The following is a 21,455-nucleotide window of genomic DNA, read 5'->3' on the forward strand; positions in this document are numbered from 1 at the left end:
TTGTTAACCATTCATAACCATTCCGCCATCTACATTGATGACTTGACCTGTAATGTATTTATTTTCACTTAAGAACACTGCTGTTCTCGCAACATCTTCTACGTTGCCTAAATGTTTCAAAGGTATCTGACTAACCGCTTGTTCCTTCATCTTATCAGATAATACATCGGTCATTTCCGTGTCAATAAAACCTGGAGCGATAGCATTTACGGTAATTCCTCTAGCAGCTAATTCTCTTGCAGCAGATTTTGTTAACCCTACAACACCAGCTTTACTTGCAGCATAGTTTGCTTGTCCAACGTTTCCAACAAGTCCAACTACGCTTGCCATGTTAATAATCGTTCCGCTTTTTTGTTTTAACATAACTTTTGATGCATGACGAATCGTATTAAATGTTCCTTTTAAGTTAACAGAAATCGTTTGGTCAAAGTCTTCTTCTGACATTCTCATTAAAAGCATATCGTTTGTGATACCAGCATTGTTTACTAAGATATCAACGCTTCCAAAAACTTCTTTTGCTTCTTCAATCAGTTGTTTAGCAAAATCAAAATCACTGACGTCACCTAAAATAGTATGCGTTTTAACACCGTAACCTTCAATTTCGCTAATCAATTCTTCAGAGATAGGTTTGCGTCCATTTAATACAACGTTTGCTCCAGCCTTTGCAAATTCTATAGCCACAGCTTTTCCAATACCTCTTGAACTACCTGTAACAATAACGGTTTGATTTTTTAAAGTCATGTGCTCATTCCTTTTAATATACTAGGCTGGAGCGTTCAGCTCAGCCAGTTTAGCTAGCGTTTTTTCTAAAGAGTTTTCGTTTTCAACGTTTAAAATAGTCACTGTTTTATCGATTTTCTTAATAAAGCTACTTAATGTCTTACCAGGTCCTATTTCAATAAAGGTATCAACGCCCATATCAATCATCGTTCTTATACTGTCTTCCCAGTAAACAGGAGACATCACTTGTTTCACCATCATTGTTTTTATTTGCTCTTTATCTTCAAAAACTTTAGCAATGGTGTTGCTAATGACAGGCAGTACAGAATCATGAATCGAAACGGATTTAAGCGCTTCTTCCAACTGAATCGAGGCAGGCTCTAATAGCTGTGTATGAAAAGGTCCACTGACTTGTAAAGGAACCACTCGTTTCGCTCCTCTTTCAAGAAGAAGTTCTCCTGCCTTTTCTACAGCTGCTTTAAGACCAGCAATAGCGATCTGTCCAGGCATATTATAGTTAGCAGGAGAAACAATACCAAGCACACTCGCTTCATTACAAGATTCAAGAATAGTTTGTCGATCCGATCCCATGATGGCACTCATCGCACCTTTACCGAGTGGAACAGCATCAGTCATGTATTGCCCTCTTTTTTTAACCAACTTAACGGCATCTTCAAAAGATAGGACATTTGCTTTTACAAACGCGCTGTACTCTCCTAGACTTAAACCAGCTACAACATCAGGATGGATTCCTTTTTCTTTTAACAATGCATCAATAGCCAAACTTACAGTAAGGATAGCAGGTTGAGTATAAGTTGTTTGATTCAGCAAGTCATTTTCTTTAAAGCACAGCTCAGCCATATCGATATTTAAAGATTGTTCAGCTTGATCAAAAACTTCTCGAACGACACTATACTTTTCATACAAGTCTTGCCCCATACCAAAGTATTGAGCGCCTTGTCCACTATACACAAAGGCAGTTTTCATAAGGTCTCTTCTCCTTTAATACTGTAATTTGTCTATAAAAAAATCATCCATGCCACATACATTCAATCAATAAGAGAAATAATCAAAAAAAAACTAGAAAAACTATCTGAAGCGAAAAGACCTCCTTTTAGCTTTCTAGTTATTTTTTTACCTAAGTTCACCTTATTTTAAAATGAGGTTGGCTTGTTCTTTTATTACTTCTTGATATTCATGCATTAATTCTTGGATGATTTCATGACTACTTTGTTCTTTATTAACTAATCCAGCACTTTGACCAGACATAAATGATCCAGTTTCCTTATCGCCATCTATGACAGCTCGTTTCAAAGCACCTTTTCCAAGTTCTTCTAAACGATTGAAATCTGGTTTTTCATCACTTGTGATGTCTTTTTCAACTTTTAAGTATTGACGAGTTAATTTGTTGCGTAGGACACGTACTGGATGACCAGTGATTTGACCAGTAACTACAGTATCAATATCTTTTGCTTTTAATATGGCATCTTTAAAGTTTTGATGAACAGTACTTTCATATGCAACAACAAAACGTGTTCCTAATTGGACAGCTGAAGCGCCTAACATAAATGCAGCTGCAACACCTCGTCCATCAGCAATACCTCCTGCTGCAATAACTGGTACAGAGACACTGTCAACCACTTGTGGTACTAAGTTCATGGTCGTCGTTTTACCAATATGACCACCAGCTTCCATACCTTCACAAATAATTGCATCTGCTCCTTCATTTACCATGCGTCGTGCTAAAGCAACTGAAGCAACTACTGGAATAACTACTGTACCCGCATCTTTAAATTGATTCATATATCTTCCAGGGCTACCAGCACCAGTCGTTACAACTTTTATGTGTTCTTCACAAACAACTTTTACAACATCATCTACGTTAGGTGATGTTAATAGTACGTTGATACCGAAAGGTTTGTCTGTTAAACTTTTTGTTTCTCTAATCAGTTCTCGCACAATTTCACCTGAAGCATATCCACAAGCCAATATTCCTAGACCGCCAGCATTTGAAACTGCACTCACTAAACTAGGATTAGCAACCCAAGACATTGCGCCTTGTATAATAGGGTATTTAATTCCAAGTTTTTCAATTAATTCAGACTGCATACAGTACCTGCTTTCTTATGGGTGTTTATTTTTTAGCTAATTCAACTTCAACAAAAGTTACGATATCTTGAACAGTTGTTAAACCTTCTTCAGATTCAATTTTAATATCAAATTCGTCTTCAATATCATTGATAATTTGGAATAAGTCTAAGCTGTCTGCTTCTAAATCTTCACGGAAGTTTGTTTCTAATTGTACTTCTTCTTCCTCTTTGTCTAATTGGTCCACGATGATTGCTTGAATTTTTTCGAATGTCATTTTGTAATTCCTCCATTATAGTTGTTTTTATTTTTGCTTATTTTTTTAAGCCTATGCGGGCTAGTATAACCTCTTTAAAGTTGAATAAGCATGGAGCCCCATGTGAGTCCTCCACCAAATCCAGTAAGAACGATTTTTTTCTTGCTTCCCAAAACCAAATCTCCATTTGTCAAAAGTTCATCTAACAAGATTGGAATACTTGCAGCAGAAGTATTGCCATATTTAGCAATATTTGTTGCGAATAGTTCAACTGGTATTTTTAGTTTTTTTGCAATAGCTTGTAAAATACGGTAATTTGCTTGATGAGCAACAATACAGTCTACCTCTCCAAGAGTATAATTGGAAGATTCTACAACCGTTCGAATACTTTCAGGAACACTTCGAATAGCAAAATCGAAAATTGATCTTCCGTCCATTTGAAGAAATCTATTTTCAAGATTTTCTTTTGTATGGAAATTTGTAACCAAGTGACTGCCAGCTGTAAGAGACTCACCACGACTTCCGTCTGAATGGATATCTTCTCCTAAAAAGCTGTTTTCTGTTTCCGTTGCGCTTAGCAATATGCCTCCAGCACCATCACCGAACAGAACTGCTGTACTTCGATCCTGCCAATCAATAATTTTTGACATGACTTCTCCGCCAAGAATTAATCCATATTGGAAAGTACCGCTTTGAATCAACTTCTCACCGATCGATAAAGCATAAATGAAACCAGAACATGCTGCATTCACGTCAAAAGCCATGATAGGTTTTGCGCCTATATAATCTTGTACTAAACAAGCAGTTGAAGGACTTAACCCATCTGGGGTCATTGTCGCTACAATAATAAAATCTATTTCTTTAGCAGAAATACCTGTTTTTTCAAGAATGTCCATTGCGGCTTTACCACAAAGTACTGAAGTATTTTCACCCTCACTAATGTGACGCGTTTCTATGCCTGTACGAGTTCTAATCCATTCATCATTGGTATCCATCATTTTTTCTAGCATCGCATTTGAAACTACTTTATGTGGAACATAACTTCCAGCACCCATAATTTTTGCCTTCATTAGAATTCAACTCTGTTCTTATAAATTATTTTTTGTGCGGTCTAAGAAAATATGAAGATTCTCTAAGCCTTTGATCAACATTTCTGCATCTTCTCGGTTCAAGCCTTCTAACGTTTCTTTAACCATATCTCGATGAAACTTGTCATGAAGTCGATAAAGCAATCGACCTTTTTTCGTTAAGCCCAATTTAACGACTCTGCGATCATTATCATTTCGTATGCGTTCAACGTATCCTTTTTTCACTAAGTTATTAACAGAAACGGTTAATGTCCCTACAGTAACCGAAAGTTTTTTTGAAACTTCCGTTGTCGTATGAACACCATACATGCCAATAGCTTCAATCGTATGCATTTCTTTTATTGAGATATCTTTAAATGTGCTGCTTTGAAGAGCACCTTCTTCAATTATCAGAATTTCATTAAATATTGTTACCAAGTAAGAATTAATTTCAGGAATTAATTCGTCCACACCAACTCCTCCGTTCTTCCAAATTAGCAATTAACTTAATTACTTTGAACATCAAATTGTTTGACCATCAAACTATATTATTTTTTAGTGAATGTGTCAAGATTAATTATAGTATTATTTTTGTCTTATCGATTAAAACCTTTTAATACCAATGTTTATAAGCGTTAATTTTATTTTGATTATCAAAGTAATTCTCCAAAAAAACAAAAAAAACCTCTTTTAAGAAATCATAGAAAATCTTTATTATTAAATCATCTCAAAAGAATTCAAAACAAAAAGGCTCTATACTTTTTAGTGTTGATAGCTTAGTTAAATTAAGAACACGAAATTTCTGGAGGAATAGGGTTTGCTTGTAGCCATGAAAAGAATTCAATGCGAATTACAAAGCGTTGACGCTTCAGCGCTTACGCTTTGTTTAAGGCTTGAAAGTCTGAAGACTATGAACTTTAGGCTTCAGGCGGTTCCATGGCTCTCCACAAGCAAACCCGTCTATTCCAGAAGAAATTTTATTTTCTTCTATCAACACTATTTCCTAGGTGTAGTCAACAAAAAAAGAGTTGAGACACGTTGTCTCAACTCTTTTTTTGCTTTTGTTATTCTATTTCACTAGATACAAATTCTTCGATATCTTTAAAGTTAACAATGGTTTTGCTTTCCATTATGTCCTTCATTTTATGAGAAGAATTATCCCAATAGATTTCTACAACGGCACTATTATTTAATAATTTAATAATTGTTCCGGCCATTTTTTCATCTCGGAATGAAAAGATAATTCTATCTCCTACATCTGGTCTAAATGAAGCTTTTATTTCGTCAATTATAACGATTGCTTCGTCATATGGTACGCCTAAAAGGGTGGCAATTCTTGATTTGCTGGCACCTTTTCGAAGTTCAACTTCAACTAAAGATTGAATTTCTTCGGTAATAACTTTCCCCATGTAAATCCCCTCATTTCTTTGGTTCTTAATTTGAGCGTATTCCAGTAAATTGTTCTGCTAAAAATGATTATACCATATTTCAGCAATAAAATGAAGCACTAGTACGCAAGAGTCTTTACATTTGATAGTACCCCTTGAAAATTCTATTCTAGTTTTGCGTTAGTAACCTGCTATTTTTATTTAAATGAACTAGCATGGTATCCTACTTTTTTTAATAATTCAGTTAAAGTAGTTAGTTCTTCTTCATTGAGCACATCAAACATACTAGAAATCAACTCTTCGTGTTTTGGAAAAGCATTTTCCATAAAAGCAGTTCCTTTTTCAGATATGGCAATGTTTGTTACACGTCGATCTTTGGCTGAAGGACAGCGTTGTATAAAACCTTTATTTTCTAACTTGTCTACAACATACGTAATACTACTACTGGCTAATAATATTTTTTTTCCAATATATTGAATTGGCTGATCTCCTTTACTATAAAGAAGCTCCAAAACTGAAAATTCGGTCGGATTTAATCCATATTTTATCATATCTTTTTTTATAACATCTAGAACACTTGAAGAAGATTTTAACAATACGGTTAACGCTTTTAGTGCTTTAGTTGAGTCTTCCATTTTATCGGATCACCTTCCATTTTGAACTTATCTTTAAATACTTTTATTAGGACTAGAATTATCTTTAATTCGAGATAAATATACCATTAAAAATATGGGATTGTCAATCTATATAGCTACACGTTGAGGGGTAGTTGGATAAAGGATTAAATACGACTAACAAAACGTTAACGTTTTGTTAGAGGCTTGAACGTCTGAAGACTATGGCTCTCCACAAGCACTTCCGTCTACTCCAGAAGAAATTTTATTTTATCCACCAACATCATTGGTTAAAGAACGTAAAAAAGAAGAACATCCTAGAAATCAGGACGTCCTTCTTAAATCTTATAGCATGGTTCTAGTGAATCTCTGATATCAACTTCTACAAAGGTTGATCGTTTCAATTCATTTAAACTAGAACTACATGCTGATTATATTAGCGCTCATTCATCTAGTATTTCTGATTGGTTTTCATTTAGAAAGGTCATACATTAGCAATCAACTAAATAAATGAGCTTGGACAAGATAGCTTTACTCGACTATTTGTCCTCGAAGCTACTTTCACTAGCTTCTATAAAGAGTGGCATGCTCTCTTTATATACATGTCTCTCTTTACATATTGAATATACCATGTAAACGCTAACATGTCAATTGATGAAGCCTAAAATTTAGGCAATAAAAAGAGCCTCTTATTAGAGACTCTCTTTTCATTTTGTAGCTAGTTCCCATCTTTGCTTCTATTTTTCTATACTTTAACTATTAAATTGTATTGTGCACATGAACTCTACTTCCTTCATGTGGGGTTTGGATACTTCAGTCTTGACTTATTCTATTTCAGGAACTTAGCCACTCTATGAAGTTGAGTTAATAGCAGTGAATCTACTATTAACTTTAGAGTCGATAATTCATTGACTCTAATAAAGAAGACATTGTACCTTGTCCTTCTTTACACCATTATATTAACAAGAAAACGCTTTAATTTCAACTTTAAAGATTGGAAATTTACTATTTAAAAAGTATGAATTTGGACTCGGATTTAGGCCTTATTTCTTAAAGGTTGTAGCGCTGTTGACCATGCAACAACTTGGTCTAATAAAGTGTTTACTGAAGCTACATGCAAATCAGCTGGTTTGAATTCATTCATATTTACAAAATCAGTGAATAAAGACATTGCTGGGTGTGTACGAACGCTTGCAACTTGTAGTTCAGCTAAAACAACTCGTAAAGCCTCAGCAGCTCTTACTCCACCAGATGAACCATAACTAACGATTCCTGCCGCTTTATTGTTCCATTCAGGATAAAGATAATCAATTGCATTTTTTAACGCCGATGTAATACCGTGATTGTATTCAGGAGTAATAAAGACATAACCATCTAACTCAGCTATTTTTTTAGACCATGGAATGGCTTCTGGTGTAACATAGTTTTGACTATATGCTGCAGAAATCGGTTCATTGTATAAAGGCAGATTGTATTCTGCAATGTCTACAATTTCATATTCTGCATCTCCGCGTTTGTCAGCTAATTCTTTTACCCATTGAGCGACTTGCAAGCTATTCCGTCCTGGACGCGTACTACCTGTAATGATTCCAATTTTTGTCATTTACTTCTTCCTCCTTGTTTTTTAGCTTAGCAGCTTACTTAGCAATAAATCAATACAATTACTTTACTAACTTAAAGTGACTATAGTACAAACTGTTTTATTCGGCAACTAATTTGATTTAATCGAAATCATTTTAGATGAATTATTTTCTTCTTAATCCCTAAAGAACTATTATAAATCTGAAGGAGTAATAATACCTAAAGGAGATTCTGATACTTTACCGTTTTCTGTTATAAGTAAAGCATCCAAACGTCGATCATTTTTTAATAGATCTGCCGCAATCTCAACAGACATATTTTTTTTGATAAATAAATAATTATTTTTTCTTGTATCTTCTAAAACAATCTCTTCCACCATCGTTTTTTTCAAATAAATCGTTTCGTCTTCTAATTGATTCGCTAGCCACAATGTAATTCCTTTTCCGTTAATAAACCAATCAATTTCTTGTCTTTATACACCGGAAAATGAGTGAATTTTCTTTCACTAATGGTTTTTAACACTTGTGTAAATAAATTATCGAAATTAAACTGAACGACATCACGTTTAAATAATGGATAAACTTTTTCAGGACTTTTTATTTCATCTTCAATTTGTTCAATGTGTTTGACTACTTTATCTGTCGGTTGAGCAATATAACTATTTGGAATTAATTTTTTGTGTACCATAACATTTCTAAGATCGGCAAAAATTTGTAGATCATTCTTATATTTTTTTACGGCAGGATTGCGGTATTCATTTTCATCTAATAAACGGTAAAAAGGCTTTTTATATTCTTTTTCATTATCTGAAAAGCTTAAGAAATTATGGATACGATTAAAACTCGCAATAAAGCGTTCTGCATTATTCATTTTGTACTCCTCTCAGGATTTACTTACACGTTAAATTTACTTTGAACTTTTTTGATACATGGTAAAGAATTCACGCCCATATAAGACAAATGAGAGTGTTAAGAAAAAACCAGTAATCAACATTAAGCTATTTGCAGTCGTTGCTTGGATACTAGGAAATGCCACTAAAAATGTCATACACGCATAGAATACTGCAGTAGATACTTTCCCAAACCATTTAGCACCATCAAGTTTCTTACCTTGTCGATAAAGTAAAAAATCATTTACAGCCATAAATAATTCTTTTGCTACAAACAAGGCAATAATGATCCACATTTTTTTATAGTGAACGAATAAACAAATAATGACGGCTATTTGAGTAAGCTTATCAGCAATCGGGTCGAGTAATTTTCCTAATTCTGTGATTTGATTAAATTTTCGAGCAATGTATCCATCTAGTAAGTCCGTCAATCCTGAAAAAACAATGATTATTCCAGCAATATAATAATCGCCTATACCTGTAGCTGTCAAGTACTGCACCATAAAGACTGGGATGAGCAATAGACGAACATACGATAAAATGTTGGGAAGAGTGAGAAAGTCTTTTGTTTGTAGTTTCATTTAACATCACCTCTCGCATAGCATAACTGCTTATGTATTATGTTAATCCTACCACTTTTATTGCTGCTTAGACCACTTTTATGAATGGTTTCAAAAAAAATTCTAGTCAATAAAAATAAGAGCCTGATGAAATGCTCTATTTTTGCATTTCATCGGGCTCTTTTGGTTTAAAAGCAGTATACTATTTTTCTTCGAAATCAAACTTGTCAATTGTGTAAACTAAATTATTGATATCAGAAGTACTGAAAAATGCATCTTCATTTTCAGGTGGAATATCTAAGTAAATCGGCATCGCAGTATCCGGTTCTAATACTCCAAAAGATTCTTCTGTTAGATAGAAAGGTGCTTTATCTAATATAACAGCGCCATCGACTGTACTAAAACTTATCGTGATATTGATATTTGTCATGGCTACATCCATTCTGTTAACGATAATAAATATAGCTTGCATCCCTCCAGTTTCATCTAAATACATACCAGTGAAATGTATGGCTACATCATTTTCAATACCAATATCTTCTGATTCTGCCATTCTCATTTCTATTTCTTGTAATACAGAATCACTTTCAAGCGTTAAACCTTGGTCTAACTCCATTTTTTGAGGTACAAGTGGAATAGACATATCTGTAGTTGTTTCACCTGTTGCACTAGAATCTACCATAGATTCTTTTGTAGTAATAATACTTGATTGAGAACTAGCAACTGCCGAAGACTCTGAGGACATTTCGGAACTCATCATACTTTCACTCGTTGCTATCGAACTTGCTTCACTAGAAGATGTTGTTTCGCTACCTCCCCCAATAAAATCACAACCTGCCAACAAAACAACTGCTCCAAAAAGCGTTATTATTTTTTTCATTTTAATCATCCTTCCCCTTTTTTAACCCTACTACCCTATAGTACTAATTATTTCGAACTCTTTTACTCTTCAAAATTAAATTCATCCAACTTAATTGAAAGATTCTCATTTGTAATAGAAAAAAATAAATCTGTTTTCCCCTTTGGAACTGTCATCGTTAAAGGGAGAACGGTATTTGGTTTTAGCGGACCAAATATATCTTCTCTCAAAATAACAGCTTCTTTATCCCAAACCATTTCCCCATCTTTATTTCCGTAACTCAGTTGATAACGGATATTTTTCATCTCAATATCCGTTTTATTAATAACAAAAAAGTAAGCCGCTGTGTCTCCTTCAGTATTATCATACAATCCAGAATACATAACTGTCACATCATTATTAAATCCCATATCCGGATGTTCCGTTACGAGTTGTTGAAATTCAGCCATCAAGGGATTATTATCAAACGTTTGACCATTGTCAGTGTTTTGTTTCGGAATGACAAGACTCAATTCATCTTTGCTTGTTTCAACAGCTGATTCCTCAGATTGGGTTGATTGATCTGACTTACCAGCATGTGTATAATCAAATACGTGTATTTCTTCTACCAATTGACTTGTGTTCATCCCTTTTAAGAGTGCTTCCTTAGAGGAATCAATCATTAGATACATTGGCATAACAGTGTTCGGTTCTAGCGTACCAAAACTATCTCCCTTTAATGTAAACGACTGCTTATCAAAAATCAATTCACTATCTGATTTACCAAATGTGTACGTAAAATGAATATCTTTCATAGCGCTAGTTGTTCGATTGATAATAAAAAATATTCCTGCAAGATTGGGTGATTCCCCATATGTTTCTCCTGTATAGATAATAGTTACGTCATTTTCATAACCCATATTCGGATTTTCTTTTACATAATCCTCTAACATACCTAATGTAGCATCTGTTTCAACAGTTAACCCTTTACTGATTTCAGCATCTTGCGGAACTAAGGTTAATCCAATCGAACTCTTTTTATCCGTTGAATCTGATGAGGTTTGCTCGGACAGAAACTCTTCATTGTCTTCAACAGAGCTTTCAATTACAGCTGAATTTCCTCCACTAGAAGCAGTTGATTGAGTGCTTTCACTGCTTACAGAATTAGACATAATTTCTTCTGTTAATTTATCTGCCAATTGACCAACATCGCATCCAACCAAAACAACAACTAAAATGAGTAGAAATCCCAACTTTTTCATTTTTTCTCTACTCCTTTCTTAAGTACCGAGTAGCATCAAGAAATGATTTTTAGCTAATTAACCTTTTCCTCCATTCTTTTTAAATTTTAAAGCTAACAGATGTGTATTTTTTATAAATACCTCTTTGTAGACTTTTATGCTTAATTTTATTGTATCCTATCTTTCTTTGATAACAAAAAGATATACTCCTAAATAGCATGATTATTTTCAGACTATTCAAACATTTTACTATTGAGCAAAAAAGACTAGCAAAGAAATGACTGTTCACAACATTCATTCCTTGCTAGTCTTTTAAATTTATCTTCAGGATGTTCTATTTAAAATAAACCTGTTTAGTTAAGATTCTTTTAAAAGTCGACATCATCTAATTGTTTGCCTTCATAATCCTCATTATACTGATTGTCACCTTTTTTGCGTTCAGTATTGTACACATCGCTATCCGTTAACGAGCGATAAAAGACCTGTTGAGAAGTAACTCTATACGGTTCGATGAAAAAAGAAATTAGAATAACAAATAGCAAGATAGCTAAAAATGCCAGAAGGAAACCTAAAATAACAAAGATTCCCTCATTAGGACTTGCTTCCAGTCTTGCTGTGATTGTTTGAATACTTCCTAATGTAAATAAACCAAAAAGAACAAACGGTACAATGTACCACAAAAGGAATGAAAGTTGTAATAAGAAAAATTTCCATTTATTTCCTTTCATCATTTCTCGACTTTGATCTAATGCCTCCATAATACTAATAGAAGGATTATCTTTCATTAAGTTCAACGCTTGGCTGTAGCTATAACTTTTAATAATACCTGGTATGATAAATAATAATGACCATAGCATAATCAAAATAGTGGTTACAATAATCAAACCGGTTGTTTTAAAGATACGTTCTTTTTTAAATGTTTGAAACATACCTTCGATAGTCAATTTTGCTCCATCCACCATATCTAAAATATTCCAAGCATAACCAGCATTCAACAATCCAGAAACGAAGCTGACTAATATACTAACAAGTGACGTTAATAAACTAGCTGTAATAGTAGGTTCAACAGCCATTGTTGAATTATCTAAATTACCTTGCATGACAGAATCAATCATTGTAAAAGAGCTTCCAGAACCAATCAAAGTAAAAATACCTTGGCTGATGGCGCCTGTCAAAACAGAAATAATAATTAAATTTAAAATAGCAACTTTCCAATTTCCTTTTAATAATTTCTTTGCGGTTCTTTTTATTTCACGTCTTTCCATTATTTTTCCTCCTTTTTACCTATGTAATAACAATCTTATCATAACTGAAACTTTATTTCTTCACAATTATTAACCTTTAGATAATTGTCTTTATTCATTTCCAGAGAGTGAGATAAAAAGCGTTTAAACCTGAATCGCTGGAGCGAATAGTCGTAAATAAAGAAGAGGCTGGGATAAAAACCCAGCCTCTTCTTTATTTACATCTGTTCATTACAAAAATTCTAAATAAAAACTTATACTATTCTTAAAGAGTCCATTTTTCGTAGTCTTCAGTCTCCATTGACTCAACCATGCCAAGCAGATATCCATTCCCGACTTGTGAGAAAAAGTCATGGTTAGATGTACCCGTAGAAATCCCGTTCATAATAACTGGATCTACATCGTTAGCTGTATCCGGAAATAACGGATCAAATCCAAGATTTTGCAATGCTTTATTTGCATTGTATCTAAGAAAGACTTTCACACGTTCTGTCCATCCAATTTCATCATACAAATATTCTGCATACTTCACTTCATTTTGATACAGTTTAAAAAGCAATTCATATGTCCAATTTTTTATTTCTTCTTTTTCATCATCAGGCAACTGATTAAATGCAATTTGGAATTTATATCCAATATACGTTCCATGAACGGATTCATCTCGTAAGATCAATTTAATGATTTCTGCTACATTTGGCAGCTTGTTATTTCCTAAATAATGCAGCGGAGCAAAAAAACCTGAATAAAATAAGAAAGATTCCAACATGACACTAGCAACTTTTCGTTGCAAATCTGTTCCATTATGGTAAATATCATTAATGGTGGATGCTTTTAATTGCAATAACTCATCTGTGTTTGTCCATTGAAAAATTTCATCAATTTCAAATTTGCTATTTAACGTACTAAAAATCGCACTGTAGCTTTTCGCATGCATGGATTCCATAAATTGAATATTGTTATACACCGCTTCTTCATGTTGAGTACGGATGGATTGTTTTAACGACTGAACACCATCTTGTGATTGAAGAGTATCCAATAAGGTTAATCCGCCAAATACTTTACCAACCATGTCTTTTTCGATTTTAGGAAGTCGTGCCCAATCGTCTAAATCATTCGATAATGGGATACGTGTATCCGTCCAAAATTGTTCTACTAATTTTTCCCATGTTAACTTATCAATCATGTCTTCAATATTGTTCCAGTTAATGGCTGTATAATTTGTTGTCATTCTAGTTCTCTCCTTTTAAATGGTGCAGCTCTCACAAGCATTCGAACCAATTTCTTCTGAATTTTCAGTAAATGTACGAACGTAGTAAATAGATTTCACACCTTTTTTCCAAGCATAATGACGTAAAATATTTAAATCACGAGTCGTTTGTTTGGTTGTGCGTCCATTTTTCCACTCATACAACCCTTCAGGAATTTCAGAACGTAAGAAGAGCGTTAAGCTCATCCCTTGATCAATGTGTTTTTGGGCTGCTGCATAAACATCAATCACTTGACGCATATCCATGTCATAAGCGGACTTATAATAAGGCATTGTGTCATTTGATAAGAAAGGTGCTGGGTAGTAAGTTTTCCCCGTCTTTTTCTCTTGACGTTCTTCAATCAAACGTGTGATTGGATGTAAACTAGATGATGTTTCGTTTACGTAACTAATTGAACCTGTTGGTGCTACAGCTAAACGGTTTTGGTGATATAAACCATCTTTCATTACCGCTTCTTTTAAAGCTGCCCAATCTTCTATAGTAGGCACTTGGATCCCATCGAACAAGTGTTGAACTTTTTCGCTTGAAAAAACAAAGTTTTCGTTGATGTACTTATCAAAATAAGTACCATTCGCATACGTAGATTTTTCAAAATTATAAAAAGTCGTACCTCTTTCTTTCGCTATTTTATTACTGGATACTAACGTATAGTAATTTAACAATTTAAAGTACACATCCGTAAATTCAACGGATTCTGGTGAACCATAGTGAATTTGATTCAACGCTAAATACGTGTGCAGTCCCATTGCCCCAAGACCAATCGTATGGTACTTATCATTCCCATTTTCAATTGACGGTACCGCATCAATACTTGATTGATCGGTAACCATCGTTAAAGCCCGAACCATCGTGTCGATTGAAGTTCCAAAATCAGACGACTTCATCAAGTTTACAATATTAGTTGAACCAAGATTACAACTGATATCTGTTCCTAAATGCTCATACGTTTGATCGTTATTGATCATTGAAGGTTCTTGAATCTGTAAAATCTCACTACACAAGTTACTCATTGTAATCGTTCCATAAACTGGGTTTTCACGATTTGCTGTATCGACGTTAATAATATAAGGGTACCCAGATTCTTGTTGCAGTTTAGAAATTTCATTTTCTAATTCACGGGCACTAATTTTAGATTTGCGTATTTCTTCATTGTTCACCATGTTGTCGTATTCTTTAGTAATATCGATATAAGCAAATGGTTCTCCATAGATACGTTCAACATCATATGGACTAAACAAATACATCTGTTCGTCGTGTGCTGCTAATTCATAGAATTTATCCGGTACAACTAGTCCAAGAGAAAGAGTTTTTACACGAATTTTTTCATCCGCATTCTCTTTTTTTGTTGAAAGAAATGAAACAATATCTGGATGGAAGACATTTAAATAAACAGCCCCTGCTCCATTACGTTGGCCAAGTTGATTAGAATAACTGAAACTATCTTCTAGTAATTTCATTACTGGAACAACACCACTTGAAGCATTATCGATTTTTTTGATTGGATCACCAGAAGCACGTAAATTAGATAAATTCACTCCTACTCCGCCTCCAATACGAGACAATTGCAATGCACTATTCACAACACGACCAATACTGTTCATGTCATCTGTTGCTTGGATTAAGAAGCAAGAAACCAATTCTCCACGTCTTTTGCGTCCAGCATTTAGGAAGGTTGGTGTAGCTGGTTGGTATCGTTGGTTTACGATCTCATCCGCAAGCCTGCTCGCCAGTTCTGTGTCTCCATCTGCTAAATATAACGCATTGAAAACGATTCGATCTTCGTAGCGTTCTAAGAAACGTTCTCCGTCATTTGTTTTAAGGGCATATTGAGTATAAAATTTAAATGCGGACATAAATGAACGAAATCTAAATTTACGGCTATAGATATCATCAAACAATGCACGCACAAATGCTCTGTCATACTTTAATAAAAATTCTTCTTCTATATAGTCTTCTTCAATTAAATAATTTAATTTTTCATCTAGAGTGTAAAAGAATACTGTATTTGGATTCACGTGTTCTAAAAAATAAGCTCGTACAGCCTCACGGTCCTTATTCAAAGGGATTTTTCCATCTACAGGTCTATTCAGTTCATTGTTTAACTTAAAATACGTAATTTCTTTTGGCTTTGATGCTAATTTAGGTTTATCCAATTTCATTCACCGCTTTCTTTAGTTGTGCAACGTCTTCTTCGTTACCTTGAAATTCAAAGGTATGTAGTAGCGGAACTTGATAATCATGGGCTAGATCTTTGGCTGTAAAAGCGAAAAGCTTACCAAAATTCAAATTCCCACCACCTGCTACTCCTTTAAAGTAGTCTTTATTATCAGCTGTTTCAATAAAATCATTTAATAGGTCTGTTGCTTCTTTATCATAGGTAGGAGTGATAATAATAAATGGTTCATTTAAAGCAAGATATGGATTCGTTGGCGTTAATTCCAGCGAATCCATATCTAATTTTTTAACAAACTTTCTTGTTTGGCCTGTCAAACTAATGTAAACAACTTTCATACTAATTGATCAAGGAGATCTGGGCGAAATCCATTAAAAGCATCCTGTCCTTCAACTGAAATAACCGGAACAGAGCTGAACCCAAGTTCTTTGACTTCATTTAACGCTTCTTCTGATTCAAAGATATCTTTTACTTCGTAAGATACACCTTTATCTTCTAAATATTTTTTAGTGAAATTACATTGCATACAATTTGGTTTAGAATAAACAATAATCGTTTTTTGAGTCATCATACATTCTCCTTTAGGTTTCTTTTTTAATGATCTTTCTTCTATTTCTCTAGTTGTATTCTACACTTATTTCTCTCTACTGGCAAATAAATAAACCACTATATATAGTGGTTTTCCTATTGACATATTCATTTTTTTCTATATATAGTGTTCTAAAATATTGCTTGTGAATATTAAAGCGAGAAGAACCTTGAGTAGATTTGTATCCAAAAACAGTTTCGTATACTTTTCACATTAAAAAAAAAGTGAAGAAAAAATAAAAGGAGAAATTTTTTTTTTTGGCTGTACATTAATCTACCAATTTCAAAAAAATATAGAATATTTTTACATTTTTCTGAATAATTCTTTTAAACCGTTTTAGAAGTGCCTAGATGAAAGTAGCGATTATTTAGTGAATAATTTAAAAGACCTAATTTTTTATTTCTACATGAAAAAAAGTTAGAAAAGCTGACTATTCAACTTTTCTAACTTTTCATTTGATGTCTCAGGAGAGATTCGAACTCCCGACCGTCCGCTTAGAAGGCGGATGCTCTATCCAACTGAGCTACTGAGACATGTACTAGCAACAAAATTAATTATAGGTAATAATGAATAAAAAGTCAACACTTTTTACGAATTAATTTAATTTTTAACAAAGAACGTTATTTTAATCAGTTGTATTTATAAAAAACTCGGTTTACAATGAGTTAATAGAAAAAGACAAGGAGGGTTTTTCATGGGATTAATTGGTGGCCTTTTAGGAAATGCTGGAAATATCAGTGAGAATGAAGCTAGAAAAAAATCAGATGGCATTATTTTAGAGTCTGAAGAAATTGATTTAGCTTTTAAGCTAGTCCGTGATTTGATCATATTTACAAACAAACGGCTAATCATTATTAATAAACAAGGAGTTACGGGTAAAAAAACAACTTATCATTCCTTACCTTATAAATCGATCAGTCGATTTTTAGTCGAAACAACCGGACACTTTGATTTAGATGCTGAATTAAAAATTTTTATTTCTAGCGCCATCGAACCAGCTATCACATTACAATTTACAAATGATAAACACATTACCACCATTCAACAAGCTTTGGCTGTCGCTGTCCTCTAGAGTATTGTCATAAAGCGTTTAGACCCATATAGGCAAAAGGAGCTAGGAAAAATTTCCTAGCTCCTTTTGCCTATTCTATTTTAATACATTTTTAAGTACTGATCTCTTTCCCATTCAGTGACTTGCTCACGGAATGCAGACCACTCAATTTTCTTCGCATTCATGAAGTTTTCATAGATGTGTCCACCTAATCCATCTTTTATAATGCTGTCATTTGCCAAATAGCCTAATGCATCCTGCAATGTTCCCGGAAGATCATGGATGCCATTTTCATGACGATCTTTTTCACTCATTGCATAGATATTACGGTTGACAGGTTCTGGTGCTTTCATTTCCTTTTTGATGCCGTCTAATCCTGCTTTTAATAGAACAGCCATAGCTAGATATGGGTTTGCACTAGGATCAACACTGCGCAATTCCACACGTGTAGACATCCCTCTTGATTGTGGCACACGAATTAGTGGCGAACGATTGCGACCGCTCCAAGCGATATAGACTGGTGCTTCATAGCCTGGTACAAGACGTTTATATGAATTCACTGTAGGATTCACAATTGCTGTAAAGGCTCTAGCATGATCTAAAATTCCAGCTAAGAATTGACGTGCTGTCTCGCTTAGTTCCATGTCTCCATCTTTGTCATAAAATGCATTTCCATCTTTAGTGAATAGTGACAGATTAAAGTGCATTCCTGATCCGTTAACACCATATAGTGGCTTAGGCATAAAAGTAGCATGTAATCCATGTTTACGCGCAACTGTTTTGACAATCAATTTAAACGTTTGAATATTATCACACGCCTCTATTGCACTAGCATATTTCCAATCGATTTCATGTTGTCCTGGTGCAACTTCATGATGACTCGCTTCGATTTCAAAACCTAAATCTTCTAATTGCAATACGATATCGCGACGACAATTTTCACCTAAATCTGTTGGAGCTAAATCAAAATAGCCACCAGCATCATTCAACTCTAGAGTCGGTTCATCTTTTTCATCTAATTTAAAAAGGAAAAATTCAGGTTCAGGTCCTAAGTTAAAATCTGTGAACCCTAATTCCTTCATTTCTTTTAGTGTACGCTTTAAGTTAGAACGAGGGTCTCCGGCAAAAGGAGTACCATCCGGATTGTAGACATCACAGATCAATCGAGCGATTTTACCAGACCCTTCAGTTGTTTCCCATGGAAATATCAACCAAGTATCTAAATCGGGTCTTAAGTACATATCGCTTTCTTCGATTCGTACAAATCCTTCAATTGAAGAGCCATCAAACATCAATTCATTATCCAATACTTTTTTTAATTGACTAATGGGTACCTCAACATTTTTAATAACTCCTAAAATATCAGTAAACATCAGTCTCAAGAAACGGACATTTTCTTTCTTTGATGTTTCTTCTACTTCTTTTCTCGTGAACTTAGCCATAGACTTTTTCTCTCCTTTTGATTAGCGTTTCCGCTATCTTATTTTATCCTATTCGATTTTGATCTAGAAATGAATGTGCTGTCTTAACACCCAAACCACTTACAGCTAAAAACTCATCATGCAGTATTTTACGAACATCATCATCTGTCATCACTTTAGTTATTTCTTGCTCTCTGGCTTTTTCTTTGTTTTGTTGCAATTCATATATTCGCTTGATGCCTGCCATATTGATTCCATCAGATAAATAATCTTTAATTTCAAGAAGAACATCAATGTCATTCAAAGAATACATTCGACGATTTCCTTCATTACGTAATGGATGAATCAAATCTTGCTCTTCGTAATAACGTATCTGTCGGGCAGATAAATCAGTCAGCTTCATAACTGTACCAATCGGAAATACCGATCGTGAACGCCGTAGTTCTTTCTCACTCATCCTAGACCTCCTTTCGATTACTTTTATAGAATATCAGTCTTTTTTTTCGATGTCAACAAAAAAATGCACCAAATGTTAGAAAACCTAACACGTTATACCGAACAATTAATTTAAATAAAAATAATTCGTTCCGATTAAAATCCAACAATTGAACTATACCAATTTTAAAAAACTAAAAAAAGAACCTGTGAATAGCTTATTCACAGGTTCTTTTCGTATTTTTAGTAAAGAGGTCAATACAATGTTAGGTACTTATCTTTTTCCCATTCAGACACTTGTTCACGGTATGCAGCCCATTCTATATGTTTGGCACTGACAAAACTTTTATAAATGTGATCTCCTAATGCATTTTGCACGACTTTATCTTCTTGCAAGTATTTTACAGCATTGTGCAACGTAGACGGAAGATCTTTGATGCCTTTTTTATATCTTTCTTCTGAAGACATACGGTAAATATTACGGTCGATTGGTTGAGGAACTTTGCTTTCTTTCTTCACACCATCTAATCCCGATTGCAATAATACTGCTACTGCTAAATAAGGATTTGCACTAGGATCTACGCTTCGTAACTCTATTCTTGTAGAGATCCCTCTTGAACTTGGAATACGCACTAGAGGTGAACGATTGCGAGCACTCCATGCAATGTATACAGGCGCTTCGTATCCAGGAATCAATCGCTTATAAGAATTTACAGTAGGGTTACAAATCGCTGTATAGCCTAAAGCATGATCCAAGATACCTGCTAAGAAATGATAAGCTGTTTTACTTAAACCAAGTTCATCCGATTCATCACATAAAGCATTTCCTTCTTTGTTAAACAAAGACATATTAAAATGCATTCCAGAACCACTTACTCCAAATAAAGGTTTTGGCATAAAGGTAGCATGTAGCCCATGTTTACGAGCAACAGTTTTAACAATCAACTTAAAGGTTTGGATATTGTCACAAGCTTCTACTGCACTCGCGTATTTCCAATCGATCTCATGTTGACCTGGAGCCGTTTCATGATGGCTAGCTTCAATTTCAAACCCTAATTCTTCAAGTTGTAAGACAATGTCACGACGACAATTTTCACCTAAATCTGTTGGCGCAAAATCGAAGTAGCCACCATTATCATTTAACTCAGTTGTTGGTTTTCCATTCTCATCTAATTTAAACAAGAAAAATTCCGGTTCAGGTCCTAAATTAAATTCTGTATAACCTTCTTCTTCCATTTCTTTTAGAACGCGTTTTAGATTATTTCTAGGATCTCCCGAGAAAGGCGTGCCATCTGGATTATAAATATCACAAATCAAACGAGCAACTTTTCCATTTACTTCTTCCCATGGGAAAATCAACCATGTAGATAGATCAGGGCGTAAAATCATATCACTTTCTTCAATTCTTACGAATCCATCAATGGAAGAACCATCAAACATCATTTTATTTTCCATAACTTTTTCCAATTGACTAATGGGAACCTCAACATTCTTGATGGTTCCGTCAATATCTGTAAACATCAATCTTAAATAACGAACATTTTGTTCCTTGGCACTAGTTTCTATTTCTTTGCGCGTAAAATTCTTCATTTTGTTTATCTTTACTCCCTTTTATAATAATTTTTTTATTTTTTCACTATGAAAAACTAAAAGAAGCGTGAAGGACCTTTGGGGTTCATTCCGCGTAGAGCTAAAAATTCATCTTGTAGAATTCGACGAACGTCTTCATCCGTTAAAACAGATTGCTCTTCGTTTTCAACTTCTTTTTCTTTTAATTCATAAATACGTTTTATTCCTGCCATATTGATGCCATCTGCTAAGTAGTCTTTGATTTCTAGAAGAACATCTATATCATTTAAAGAATACATCCTTCTGTTCCCCTCATTACGTTCAGGAGAAATCAATTCTTGTTCTTCGTAATAACGAATTTGACGCGCAGATAAGTCCGTCAATGTCATGACTGTCCCAATTGGAAATACAGACATGGAACGCCTTAGCTCTTTCTCCTTCATGAGAATCCTCCCATCTAGCC

At 34.2% G+C, this 21,455-nt stretch carries 24 protein-coding genes and 1 tRNA gene; 1 reads left to right on the forward strand and 24 read right to left on the reverse strand.

The features are described 5' to 3' along the window. Nucleotides 1-3: 3 nt before the first annotated feature. From fabG to BLT48_RS03675, 20 genes are all read right to left on the reverse strand, one after another. Nucleotides 4-741, reverse strand: a complete 738-nt coding sequence (gene fabG, locus BLT48_RS03580; protein WP_035023165.1) for a 3-oxoacyl-[acyl-carrier-protein] reductase — start codon at nt 739-741, stop codon at nt 4-6. A 21-nt stretch (nt 742-762) separates the two neighbouring features. Beyond that, nucleotides 763-1,707 carry an ACP S-malonyltransferase gene (gene fabD, locus BLT48_RS03585; protein WP_089975293.1) on the reverse strand — a complete coding sequence of 315 codons (945 nt, stop codon included), beginning with the start codon at nt 1,705-1,707 and terminating at the stop codon, nt 763-765. Nucleotides 1,708-1,869: 162 nt separating this feature from the next. Next, on the reverse strand, nt 1,870-2,829 hold the full coding sequence (gene fabK / locus BLT48_RS03590) for an enoyl-[acyl-carrier-protein] reductase FabK (RefSeq protein ID WP_089975296.1): 960 nt from the start codon (nt 2,827-2,829) through the stop codon (nt 1,870-1,872). Between the two features lie 25 nt (nt 2,830-2,854). Beyond that, a complete protein-coding gene (locus BLT48_RS03595; RefSeq protein ID WP_013710924.1) occupies nt 2,855-3,085 on the reverse strand; it encodes an acyl carrier protein in 231 nt (76 codons plus the stop codon). 74 nt (nt 3,086-3,159) lie between these two features. After that, nucleotides 3,160-4,134, reverse strand: coding sequence for a beta-ketoacyl-ACP synthase III (locus tag BLT48_RS03600; protein ID WP_089975298.1), 975 nt, complete (start codon nt 4,132-4,134; stop codon nt 3,160-3,162). Between the two features lie 18 nt (nt 4,135-4,152). Continuing rightward, on the reverse strand, nt 4,153-4,602 hold the full coding sequence (gene fabT, locus BLT48_RS03605) for a fatty acid biosynthesis transcriptional regulator FabT (RefSeq protein ID WP_013710926.1): 450 nt from the start codon (nt 4,600-4,602) through the stop codon (nt 4,153-4,155). A 593-nt stretch (nt 4,603-5,195) separates the two neighbouring features. Continuing rightward, nucleotides 5,196-5,540: a DUF2187 family protein gene (locus BLT48_RS03615; protein ID WP_035023180.1), complete on the reverse strand. Its 345-nt coding sequence runs from the start codon at nt 5,538-5,540 to the stop codon at nt 5,196-5,198. Between the two features lie 176 nt (nt 5,541-5,716). Continuing rightward, entirely contained in the window at nt 5,717-6,154 is a 438-nt protein-coding gene (locus BLT48_RS03620) for a MarR family winged helix-turn-helix transcriptional regulator (RefSeq protein ID WP_035023183.1), read from the reverse strand. A gap of 1,015 nt (nt 6,155-7,169) precedes the next feature. Beyond that, nucleotides 7,170-7,736 carry an NADPH-dependent FMN reductase gene (locus BLT48_RS03625; protein ID WP_035023186.1) on the reverse strand — a complete coding sequence of 189 codons (567 nt, stop codon included), beginning with the start codon at nt 7,734-7,736 and terminating at the stop codon, nt 7,170-7,172. 171 nt (nt 7,737-7,907) lie between these two features. Then, nucleotides 7,908-8,144, reverse strand: coding sequence for a CBS domain-containing protein (locus tag BLT48_RS14160; RefSeq protein ID WP_244885796.1), 237 nt, complete (start codon nt 8,142-8,144; stop codon nt 7,908-7,910). After that, on the reverse strand, nt 8,135-8,584 hold the full coding sequence (locus BLT48_RS03630; RefSeq protein WP_226776646.1) for a CBS domain-containing protein: 450 nt from the start codon (nt 8,582-8,584) through the stop codon (nt 8,135-8,137). Before BLT48_RS03630 ends, BLT48_RS14160 begins: the two co-directional genes overlap by 10 nt. A gap of 36 nt (nt 8,585-8,620) precedes the next feature. Beyond that, nucleotides 8,621-9,184 carry a CDP-alcohol phosphatidyltransferase family protein gene (locus tag BLT48_RS03635; RefSeq protein ID WP_089975301.1) on the reverse strand — a complete coding sequence of 188 codons (564 nt, stop codon included), beginning with the start codon at nt 9,182-9,184 and terminating at the stop codon, nt 8,621-8,623. 181 nt (nt 9,185-9,365) lie between these two features. Continuing rightward, nucleotides 9,366-10,043 (reverse strand): lipoprotein, encoded by a 678-nt coding sequence (locus BLT48_RS03640; protein ID WP_226776645.1) that lies wholly within the window; start codon nt 10,041-10,043, stop codon nt 9,366-9,368. 62 nt (nt 10,044-10,105) lie between these two features. Further along, on the reverse strand, nt 10,106-11,263 hold the full coding sequence (locus tag BLT48_RS03645) for a hypothetical protein (protein WP_089975306.1): 1,158 nt from the start codon (nt 11,261-11,263) through the stop codon (nt 10,106-10,108). Between the two features lie 347 nt (nt 11,264-11,610). After that, the gene (locus tag BLT48_RS03650; RefSeq protein WP_035023202.1) at nt 11,611-12,507 is read right to left on the reverse strand and encodes a DUF975 family protein; all 897 of its coding nucleotides are present in this window, start codon (nt 12,505-12,507) and stop codon (nt 11,611-11,613) included. A 244-nt stretch (nt 12,508-12,751) separates the two neighbouring features. Then, entirely contained in the window at nt 12,752-13,714 is a 963-nt protein-coding gene (gene nrdF / locus BLT48_RS03655; protein WP_035023205.1) for a class 1b ribonucleoside-diphosphate reductase subunit beta, read from the reverse strand. A gap of 15 nt (nt 13,715-13,729) precedes the next feature. Continuing rightward, nucleotides 13,730-15,913 (reverse strand): class 1b ribonucleoside-diphosphate reductase subunit alpha, encoded by a 2,184-nt coding sequence (nrdE, locus tag BLT48_RS03660; protein ID WP_089975309.1) that lies wholly within the window; start codon nt 15,911-15,913, stop codon nt 13,730-13,732. After that, a complete protein-coding gene (nrdI, locus tag BLT48_RS03665) occupies nt 15,900-16,265 on the reverse strand; it encodes a class Ib ribonucleoside-diphosphate reductase assembly flavoprotein NrdI (RefSeq protein WP_035023208.1) in 366 nt (121 codons plus the stop codon). Before nrdI ends, nrdE begins: the two co-directional genes overlap by 14 nt. After that, the gene (gene nrdH, locus BLT48_RS03670; RefSeq protein ID WP_035023211.1) at nt 16,262-16,495 is read right to left on the reverse strand and encodes a glutaredoxin-like protein NrdH; all 234 of its coding nucleotides are present in this window, start codon (nt 16,493-16,495) and stop codon (nt 16,262-16,264) included. The genes nrdI and nrdH overlap by 4 nt, the downstream gene beginning before the upstream one ends. A gap of 480 nt (nt 16,496-16,975) precedes the next feature. Beyond that, nucleotides 16,976-17,049, reverse strand: a tRNA-Arg gene (locus tag BLT48_RS03675). Nucleotides 17,050-17,210: 161 nt separating this feature from the next. Here BLT48_RS03675 and BLT48_RS03680 point away from each other — a divergent pair. Then, nucleotides 17,211-17,588 (forward strand): PH domain-containing protein, encoded by a 378-nt coding sequence (locus BLT48_RS03680; protein WP_035023214.1) that lies wholly within the window; start codon nt 17,211-17,213, stop codon nt 17,586-17,588. Between the two features lie 80 nt (nt 17,589-17,668). On the opposite strand, the gene glnA (BLT48_RS03685) is transcribed toward BLT48_RS03680, so the two are convergent. The 4 genes from glnA (BLT48_RS03685) to BLT48_RS03700 form a co-directional block, all read right to left on the reverse strand. Then, nucleotides 17,669-19,009: a type I glutamate--ammonia ligase gene (gene glnA / locus BLT48_RS03685; protein WP_089975313.1), complete on the reverse strand. Its 1,341-nt coding sequence runs from the start codon at nt 19,007-19,009 to the stop codon at nt 17,669-17,671. Nucleotides 19,010-19,052: 43 nt separating this feature from the next. Continuing rightward, nucleotides 19,053-19,445, reverse strand: a complete 393-nt coding sequence (locus BLT48_RS03690) for a MerR family transcriptional regulator (RefSeq protein ID WP_035023220.1) — start codon at nt 19,443-19,445, stop codon at nt 19,053-19,055. Between the two features lie 233 nt (nt 19,446-19,678). Next, nucleotides 19,679-21,013: a type I glutamate--ammonia ligase gene (glnA, locus tag BLT48_RS03695; RefSeq protein WP_089975316.1), complete on the reverse strand. Its 1,335-nt coding sequence runs from the start codon at nt 21,011-21,013 to the stop codon at nt 19,679-19,681. 56 nt (nt 21,014-21,069) lie between these two features. Continuing rightward, nucleotides 21,070-21,435, reverse strand: coding sequence for a MerR family transcriptional regulator (locus tag BLT48_RS03700; protein WP_035023226.1), 366 nt, complete (start codon nt 21,433-21,435; stop codon nt 21,070-21,072). Nucleotides 21,436-21,455: the final 20 nt, after the last annotated feature.

Origin of the sequence: Carnobacterium viridans (genome assembly GCF_900102725.1) — a bacterium.
Classification (GTDB): Bacteria; Bacillota; Bacilli; order Lactobacillales; family Carnobacteriaceae; genus Carnobacterium_B; species Carnobacterium_B viridans.

What these genes read in the sequence shown, in the direction of transcription:
- fabG (WP_035023165.1), bottom strand. Translation starts at nt 741, where the DNA reads ATGACTTTAAAAAATCAAACCGTTATTGTTACAGGTAGTTCAAGAGGT.
- fabD (WP_089975293.1), bottom strand. Translation starts at nt 1,707, where the DNA reads ATGAAAACTGCCTTTGTGTATAGTGGACAAGGCGCTCAATACTTTGGT.
- fabK (WP_089975296.1), bottom strand. Translation starts at nt 2,829, where the DNA reads ATGCAGTCTGAATTAATTGAAAAACTTGGAATTAAATACCCTATTATA.
- BLT48_RS03595 (WP_013710924.1), bottom strand. Translation starts at nt 3,085, where the DNA reads ATGACATTCGAAAAAATTCAAGCAATCATCGTGGACCAATTAGACAAA.
- BLT48_RS03600 (WP_089975298.1), bottom strand. Translation starts at nt 4,134, where the DNA reads ATGAAGGCAAAAATTATGGGTGCTGGAAGTTATGTTCCACATAAAGTA.
- BLT48_RS03615 (WP_035023180.1), bottom strand. Translation starts at nt 5,540, where the DNA reads ATGGGGAAAGTTATTACCGAAGAAATTCAATCTTTAGTTGAAGTTGAA.
- BLT48_RS03620 (WP_035023183.1), bottom strand. Translation starts at nt 6,154, where the DNA reads ATGGAAGACTCAACTAAAGCACTAAAAGCGTTAACCGTATTGTTAAAA.
- BLT48_RS03625 (WP_035023186.1), bottom strand. Translation starts at nt 7,736, where the DNA reads ATGACAAAAATTGGAATCATTACAGGTAGTACGCGTCCAGGACGGAAT.
- BLT48_RS03630 (WP_226776646.1), bottom strand. Translation starts at nt 8,584, where the DNA reads ATGAATAATGCAGAACGCTTTATTGCGAGTTTTAATCGTATCCATAAT.
- BLT48_RS03635 (WP_089975301.1), bottom strand. Translation starts at nt 9,184, where the DNA reads ATGAAACTACAAACAAAAGACTTTCTCACTCTTCCCAACATTTTATCG.
- BLT48_RS03640 (WP_226776645.1), bottom strand. Translation starts at nt 10,043, where the DNA reads ATGAAAAAAATAATAACGCTTTTTGGAGCAGTTGTTTTGTTGGCAGGT.
- BLT48_RS03645 (WP_089975306.1), bottom strand. Translation starts at nt 11,263, where the DNA reads ATGAAAAAGTTGGGATTTCTACTCATTTTAGTTGTTGTTTTGGTTGGA.
- BLT48_RS03650 (WP_035023202.1), bottom strand. Translation starts at nt 12,507, where the DNA reads ATGGAAAGACGTGAAATAAAAAGAACCGCAAAGAAATTATTAAAAGGA.
- nrdF (WP_035023205.1), bottom strand. Translation starts at nt 13,714, where the DNA reads ATGACAACAAATTATACAGCCATTAACTGGAACAATATTGAAGACATG.
- nrdE (WP_089975309.1), bottom strand. Translation starts at nt 15,913, where the DNA reads ATGAAATTGGATAAACCTAAATTAGCATCAAAGCCAAAAGAAATTACG.
- nrdI (WP_035023208.1), bottom strand. Translation starts at nt 16,265, where the DNA reads ATGAAAGTTGTTTACATTAGTTTGACAGGCCAAACAAGAAAGTTTGTT.
- nrdH (WP_035023211.1), bottom strand. Translation starts at nt 16,495, where the DNA reads ATGACTCAAAAAACGATTATTGTTTATTCTAAACCAAATTGTATGCAA.
- BLT48_RS03680 (WP_035023214.1), top strand. Translation starts at nt 17,211, where the DNA reads ATGGGATTAATTGGTGGCCTTTTAGGAAATGCTGGAAATATCAGTGAG.
- glnA (WP_089975313.1), bottom strand. Translation starts at nt 19,009, where the DNA reads ATGGCTAAGTTCACGAGAAAAGAAGTAGAAGAAACATCAAAGAAAGAA.
- BLT48_RS03690 (WP_035023220.1), bottom strand. Translation starts at nt 19,445, where the DNA reads ATGAGTGAGAAAGAACTACGGCGTTCACGATCGGTATTTCCGATTGGT.
- glnA (WP_089975316.1), bottom strand. Translation starts at nt 21,013, where the DNA reads ATGAAGAATTTTACGCGCAAAGAAATAGAAACTAGTGCCAAGGAACAA.
- BLT48_RS03700 (WP_035023226.1), bottom strand. Translation starts at nt 21,435, where the DNA reads ATGAAGGAGAAAGAGCTAAGGCGTTCCATGTCTGTATTTCCAATTGGG.